The 6,060-nt window shown below is 67.8% G+C and carries 6 protein-coding genes and 1 pseudogene; 3 read left to right on the plus strand and 4 right to left on the minus strand.

What is annotated here, in order from left to right; genetic code table 11:
* The first annotated feature begins 109 nt into the window (after positions 1–109).
* Positions 110–358 carry an SHOCT domain-containing protein gene (locus WA805_RS15315; protein ID WP_422326652.1) on the plus strand — a complete coding sequence of 83 codons (249 nt, stop codon included), beginning with the start codon at positions 110–112 and terminating at the stop codon, positions 356–358.
* A 60-nt stretch (positions 359–418) separates the two neighbouring features.
* On the opposite strand, the gene WA805_RS15320 is transcribed toward WA805_RS15315, so the two are convergent.
* The 3 genes from WA805_RS15320 to WA805_RS15330 all read right to left on the minus strand — a co-directional run bounded on the left by WA805_RS15320 (position 419) and on the right by WA805_RS15330 (position 3,467).
* Positions 419–1,477 (minus strand): glucose 1-dehydrogenase, encoded by a 1,059-nt coding sequence (locus WA805_RS15320; protein WP_422340135.1) that lies wholly within the window; start codon positions 1,475–1,477, stop codon positions 419–421.
* A gap of 137 nt (positions 1,478–1,614) precedes the next feature.
* Positions 1,615–2,991, minus strand: coding sequence for an aspartate aminotransferase family protein (locus WA805_RS15325; RefSeq protein WP_422279682.1), 1,377 nt, complete (start codon positions 2,989–2,991; stop codon positions 1,615–1,617).
* A complete protein-coding gene (locus WA805_RS15330) occupies positions 2,988–3,467 on the minus strand; it encodes an Lrp/AsnC family transcriptional regulator (RefSeq protein ID WP_422279684.1) in 480 nt (159 codons plus the stop codon). The genes WA805_RS15325 and WA805_RS15330 overlap by 4 nt, the downstream gene beginning before the upstream one ends.
* A gap of 136 nt (positions 3,468–3,603) precedes the next feature.
* Here WA805_RS15330 and WA805_RS15335 point away from each other — a divergent pair, with 136 nt between their 5' ends.
* Together WA805_RS15335 and WA805_RS15340 are read left to right on the plus strand one after the other, a co-directional pair.
* Positions 3,604–5,034: a gamma-aminobutyraldehyde dehydrogenase gene (locus WA805_RS15335; protein WP_422279686.1), complete on the plus strand. Its 1,431-nt coding sequence runs from the start codon at positions 3,604–3,606 to the stop codon at positions 5,032–5,034.
* A gap of 88 nt (positions 5,035–5,122) precedes the next feature.
* On the plus strand, positions 5,123–5,935 hold the full coding sequence (locus WA805_RS15340) for a TetR/AcrR family transcriptional regulator (protein WP_422279688.1): 813 nt from the start codon (positions 5,123–5,125) through the stop codon (positions 5,933–5,935).
* Here WA805_RS15340 and WA805_RS15345 read toward each other — a convergent pair.
* Positions 5,876–6,046, minus strand: a pseudogene (locus tag WA805_RS15345) (hypothetical protein); the annotation flags it as partial. The gene WA805_RS15340 and the pseudogene WA805_RS15345 overlap by 60 nt on opposite strands.
* Positions 6,047–6,060: the final 14 nt, after the last annotated feature.

The raw sequence follows: 6,060 nt of genomic DNA on the forward strand, positions 1-6,060 counted from the left end.
TGAGATCGGCAAGCCCACACCATTCGCGCCCAATGGCCCTCCGCCGGCGGCGCCAAGACAACAGGAGGCGATTGACATGCCGATCCGACGACGACGGCCCATTGCACGGATGGCGACCACCGCGGTCGTGGCCGGGACCGCAGCCAGCATGGGAGCCAGGTCCGCGCAGCGGAGCGCAGAGGCCGCCCAGGCCCAGGATGCCCCGCCTGCCGCTGCTCCAGCCGATGAACCCGCCGCACCCGAAGCCGCCGAGAGCCCGCAGATCCAAGAGCTCAAGCAGCTTGCCGCTCTCAAGGACCAGGGCATCCTCACCGAGGAGGAGTTCTCCGCCAAGAAGGCACAAATCCTCGGGCTCTGAGCCCACTGTCGTCTTAGAGAGTGACGGCCCTTCGGGGCCGCGCGTGAGGTGCGGTCCCGGCTAGGGTGAAGCGTCCGGAAAGTCCAGGATGGTCTTGATGTCGTCGGGCTGGCGGGCGTAGGCGTCGGTCCACTGGTCGAGCGGCACTTGCCGGGTGATCAGGTCGCCGAGCCAGCCGGAGTCGGCCTGGGCGAGAGCTTTGGCAGCCAGTTCGTAGTGGTGCCGGTTGGCGTTAACCGAGCCGAACAGGACGGAGTTCTGCAAGACCATGTTGCGGTTGAGAAGTCCCGGGTCAACATTGGCCTCGGCGCCGGCCGCGGAAACCCCGGTGAGGCATATGATCCGGTAGCGGACGTGCTGTGGGCCTGCTTCGAGCAGCATCTGGAGATGGCCGGTGCACTCGATGACGATGTCTGCCTCCGCGGCCGCCTCGCCGAGGTCTTCGCTGTGGACATAGGTTGCCCCCAAGCGGCGGACCATCTCGGGCTTGCGGCCTTCGGTGACCCGGTCAAGCACGTAGGTCTGGTACCCGCGCTGGGTGGCCAGCAGAGCGGCCAGCAGCCCGATCGGCCCGGCCCCGGTGATCAGTACCTTCTCCGGTGCCCACGCCGCCCGGCGGCCGATCTTCTCGATGTGGTCCCAGGCCTTGGCCACGACGGTGGTGGGTTCGAGCAGCACGCCGAGGATCCCGAGGGCGGGATCCACCGCAACCAGGTACTCAGGGTGAATGCGGTAACGCTCGGACGCATAGCCGTGACGGCCCTTGATTCCCCGCTCGGTGTACTGGCCGTTCATGCACATATCCCAATGCCCCGCCGCGCACGCCGGGCACGGAACAGGGTCACGTCGGCGGACAATGCCGACCACCAGGTCCCCGGCGCCGAATCCGGTCCCTGGAGCCGCCTCCGCTACCCGGCCCAGCGATTCGTGCCCGATAACGAGGCGGTCCTGACCAGGCGGTGCTGATCCGTACTCGCCGCCGATGATCTCCAGATCGGTGCCGCAGATGCCGACCGCCTGCGTCTGGACCAAGATCGGCCCGTCCTCATCCGGAGGCTCCGGCATGTCGGTAAGCGCGACCGAGCCTTGCTGCCCGGGAATGACCGTGATGGCCCGCATAGCCTCACCATAGCCGCACGCAGTTTCCGTCTCGACGCACCGGCCCCGCGCACCCAGGGCAGGAAGATCCTCCCGGTCGGGCCGCGCTTGGCCGGCGGGCCCGATCTATACCCGGGACACCGGTGACGGTGGTGGCGTCAGATCTTCGTCCAGGCCTCGGTGAGGACCGAGCGGAGGATCTGCTCTATCTCGTCGAAGTGCTCCTGGGTGCAGATCAGCGGCGGCGCGAGCTGAATCACCGGGTCGCCGCGGTCGTCGGCGCGGCATACCAGGCCGGCGTCGAACAGCGCGTGCGACAGGAAGCCGCGCAGCAGCCGCTCGGACTCGTCGTCGTTGAACGTCTCCTTCGTGGCCTTGTCCTTGACCAGCTCGATGCCGTAGAAGTAGCCGGCGCCGCGGACGTCGCCGACGATCGGCAGGTCGCGCAGCTTCTCCAGCGTCGCGCGGAAGCCGTCCTCGTTTGCCCGGACGTTCCCGAGGATGTTGTCATGCTCGAAGACGTCGAGGTTGGCGAGCGCCACGGCGGACGACACCGGGTGCCCGGCGAAGGTGATGCCGTGCAGGAACGTCGCGGACCCGGACAGGAACGGCTCGATCAGCTCGTCGCGGACGATCATCCCGCCGAGCGGCGCGTACCCGGAGGTGACGCCCTTGGCGAAGGTGATGATGTCCGGCACGTAGCCGTACCGCTCGGAGCCGAAGTAGTAGCCCAGCCGGCCGAACGCGCAGATCACCTCGTCGGAGACCAGCAGCACGCCGTACCTGTCGCAGATCTGCCTGACCCGCTGGAAGTACCCGGGCGGCGGCGGGAAGCAGCCGCCGGAGTTCTGCACCGGCTCCAGGTACACCGCGGCCACCGAATCCGCGCCCTCGCGCAGGATCGCCCGCTCGATCTCGTCCGCCGCCCAGATCCCGAACGTCTCCTCGTCGCTTGCGGCGAAGTCGGGCGCCCGGTAGAAGTTCGTGTTCGGCACCCGGACGCCGCCTGGCGGCAGCGGCTCGAAGTCGCCCTTGATCGCGGCGAGTCCGGTGACCGCCAGCGCCCCCATCGACGTGCCGTGGTAGGCGATGTCGCGGCTGATCACCTTGTACCGGCCAGGCTCGCCGCGCAGCTTGAAGTACTGCTTGGCCAGCTTCCAGGCCGACTCCACGGCCTCGGATCCCGAGGTGGTGAAGAACACCCGGTTCAGGTCGCCGGGAGCCAGTTCCGCCAGCCGGGTCGCCAGCTGTACCGCCGCCGGGTGCGCGTAGGACCAGAGCGGGAAGTAGGCGAGTTCCGATGCCTGCTTGGACGCCGCCTCGGCGAGCTCGGTGCGGCCGTGGCCGATCATCGACACGAACAGGCCGGCCAGCCCGTCGAGGTAGCGCTTGCCCTTGTCGTCGTAGACGTAAGGGCCGGATCCGCGCACGATGACTGGGATGTCGCCGTTGTTGTACGCGGACATCCGCGTGAAGTGCATCCACAGGTGCTTCTTAGCCGCGGCCTGCAGCTCTTCTGGCGAAGAAAAGGTCATCGTGTTCCCCATGTGTATGTCTGTTTGCGAAGCTTTAGATAGACGAGCGTCTCTGTTGATCTTACGGACGGTACCCCGCGGACCTGGCTCAGAATCTCCAGCAGGTGGTCGTCGTCCTCACAGACCACCTCCAGGAGCAGGTCGAACGACCCCGCGGTGATCACCACGTAGTCGATCTCCTCCATGGCGGCCAGGTCGTCGGCGACCTTCTCCAGGTCGCCGTCGCACTTGAGGCCGATCATGGCCTGGCGGCGGAAGCCGAGCGTGAGCGGGTCGGTCACCGCCACGATCTGCATGACCCCTGTCTCCTGGAGGCGCTGCACCCGCTGCCTGACGGCGGCCTCGGACAGCCCGACTGCCTTGCCGATCGACGCGTAGGACTGCCGGCCGTCGACCTGCAGCTGCTCGATGATCCGCTTGGAGATATCGTCGAGCACAACTGGTGCGGCGGGACCACCGCGTGGAGTGTGGGCCATATGATCCATGTTGTCACGATATGCATCGATGTCAACTGATTTCGTAGATATCGACTATCATAGCAACTGATTCACTTGTTTCAGCCATCTATCTCTGCGAAGCTCATCGCGCAGATGAGACTCACAGGAGGCTGGGATGGCGCAACCGCTGCGGAACTTCGTGAACGGCAAGTACACCGACCCGCGCGACGGTGCCTACAGCGACGTGGTGGACCCCAGCACCGGAGAGACGTACACCCAGGCGCCGGTGTCGGGCGCCGCCGACGTTGACGAGGCACTCAACGTCGCCGCCACCGCCTTCGAGACGTGGCGGGACGCCACGCCGGCCGAACGCAGCCTGGCGATGCTCCGCTTCGCGGACGCCGTGGAAAAGCGCGCCGAGGAGATCACCCAGGTCGAGTCCAAGAACACCGGCAAGCCGGTCGGCCTGACGCTGTCGGAGGAGCTGCCGCCGTCGATCGACCAGCTGCGGTTCTTCGCCGGCGCCGCGCGGATGCTCCAGGGCCTGTCGGCCGGCGAGTACCTGGCGGACCACACCTCGATGATCAGGCGCGAGCCCATCGGGGTATGCGCCCAGGTCACGCCCTGGAACTACCCGCTGATGATGGCGGTGTGGAAGATCGGCCCGGCGCTCGCGGCGGGCAACACGGTGGTGCTCAAGCCGTCTGACACGACCCCCGCCTCCACGCTGCTGCTCGCCGAGATCGCGTCGGAGTTCTTCCCGCCCGGCGTCTTCAACGTGATCACCGGTGACCGGGACACCGGGCGTGAGCTGGTCAGGCACCCGGTTCCCGCGATGGTCTCGATCACCGGCTCGGTGCGGGCCGGGACGGAGGTGGCGCGCGCCGCCGCCGACGATCTCAAGCGCGTGCACCTAGAGCTCGGCGGCAAGGCGCCGGTCGTGGTCTTCGACGACGCGGACGTCGCCGCCACGGCCGAGGGCATCGCGGGCGCCGGCTACTTCAACGCCGGCCAGGACTGCACCGCCGCGACCCGGGTGCTCGCCGGCCCGGGGATCGAAGCCGACCTGACCGCGGCGCTCGCGGAGCAGGCGCGCTCCACGGTGACCGGCGGCCTGGACGTCGAAGACGCCTACTACGGCCCGCTGAACAACCCCAACCAGCTCGCCCGGGTATCGGGCTTCCTCGACCGGGTGCCCGCGCACGCCTCGGTCGCCGCCGGGGGACACGCGATTTCCGGCCCGGGATACCTGTTCGAGCCGACCGTCGTGTCGGGATTGCGGCAAGACGACGAGATGATCCAGGACGAGATCTTCGGCCCGGTCATCACCGTGCAGCGCTTCAGCGACGAGGACGAGGCGGTCCGCTGGGCCAACGGCGTGCGCTACGGCCTGGCGTCGAGCGTCTGGACGAAGGACCACGGCCGCGCGATGCGGATGGCCAAGCGCCTGGACTTCGGCGCGGTGTGGATCAACACGCACATCCCGATCGTCGCCGAGATGCCGCACGGCGGCTTCAAGCATTCGGGGTACGGCAAGGACTTGTCGATGTACGGCTTTGAGGACTACACGCGCATCAAGCACGTCATGAGCTACATCGGCGCGTAGCCGGCGAGGCCGCCCCGCCTGAGGCCACGTCTGTCCGCTCTATTATGGGCTGGTGGGCCAGCACCGGGGCACATCGAAAAGCGGCAAAATGCCGCCCGCGGCAGCCGAGCGGATACTGGACGCCGCGATGCGCGAATTCGCGAAACACGGTTTCGCCGGCGCGCGCGTCGAGCGGATCGTGAACAGGGCGGACGTGAGCCCGCGGTCGCTCTACTACCACTTCGGCAGCAAGCGGGGCCTGTATGACGCGGTGCGCGAGCGGCTGCGTTCACAGCACTTCGACGACTTCGTGCGCGGTGTCACCGACGAGCCGCTTGTCGACCGGCTGCTCTCTAACATCGACGTCGCGATGACGCCGCGATGGCAGCAGTGGGCGCGAATGCTCATGTGGGAGGCACTGGACGGCGGGGCGGACAACGCGCCGTATCCGAAGGACACGGTGCCAGGAGACTTGCTCGCGATCCGCGCCGCGCAGGAGCGGGGCGAGATCGCCCCTGATATCGACCCGCACGTTCTGACGGTGGCGTTCATCGCGATCACGTTCTGGCCGACGATGTTCCCGCAGTCGACCAAGCGGCTCACCCGGGGCATGCCGAAGGACGAGCTCCTTCAGGCGCGCAAGGAGCTCGTCAGAACGATGGTCGAGCGGCTCGGCGACCGCGCTCCGAGCATCGCGGCTCAGGAGTTACCCGCGGGCTGGGGCGCGGTGCCGGGCCGGTCAGTCAACCATGTCGGTCAGCTGCTCGCCGGTGGTAGCGCTGAGGGCTTCGCGGACGACCGGGTCGTCGTCGGTGCCGAGATCCCGCCAGTCTTCGCCGGGTTCGAGGATCTTCTCGGCGCCGCGGATGGAGGCGAAGTCCAGGCCGGCGCCGAGGGCGGGCGGTTCCTTGCCTTCGGCTAGGTCCTTGGCGGCGGAGATGAGGAGGTGCCGCATCCGGCTGATGGCCTTGTCGGTGGAGCCGAGCTGCTCCTGGGTGCGGTCGTAGATCGGGCCCATCGACTCGGTCACCATCAGGTCCTGGCTGA

This window comes from Trebonia sp. (assembly GCF_049794275.1).
In the GTDB taxonomy this organism is placed as follows: Bacteria; Actinomycetota; Actinomycetes; order Streptosporangiales; family Streptosporangiaceae; genus Trebonia.

Excerpts from the sequence above, each read along its gene's own strand:
- WA805_RS15315 (WP_422326652.1), top strand. The coding sequence starts at position 110 with ATGGCGACCACCGCGGTCGTGGCCGGGACCGCAGCCAGCATGGGAGCC.
- WA805_RS15320 (WP_422340135.1), bottom strand. The coding sequence starts at position 1,477 with ATGCGGGCCATCACGGTCATTCCCGGGCAGCAAGGCTCGGTCGCGCTT.
- WA805_RS15325 (WP_422279682.1), bottom strand. The coding sequence starts at position 2,991 with ATGACCTTTTCTTCGCCAGAAGAGCTGCAGGCCGCGGCTAAGAAGCAC.
- WA805_RS15330 (WP_422279684.1), bottom strand. The coding sequence starts at position 3,467 with ATGGCCCACACTCCACGCGGTGGTCCCGCCGCACCAGTTGTGCTCGAC.
- WA805_RS15335 (WP_422279686.1), top strand. The coding sequence starts at position 3,604 with ATGGCGCAACCGCTGCGGAACTTCGTGAACGGCAAGTACACCGACCCG.
- WA805_RS15340 (WP_422279688.1), top strand. The coding sequence starts at position 5,123 with ATGCCGCCCGCGGCAGCCGAGCGGATACTGGACGCCGCGATGCGCGAA.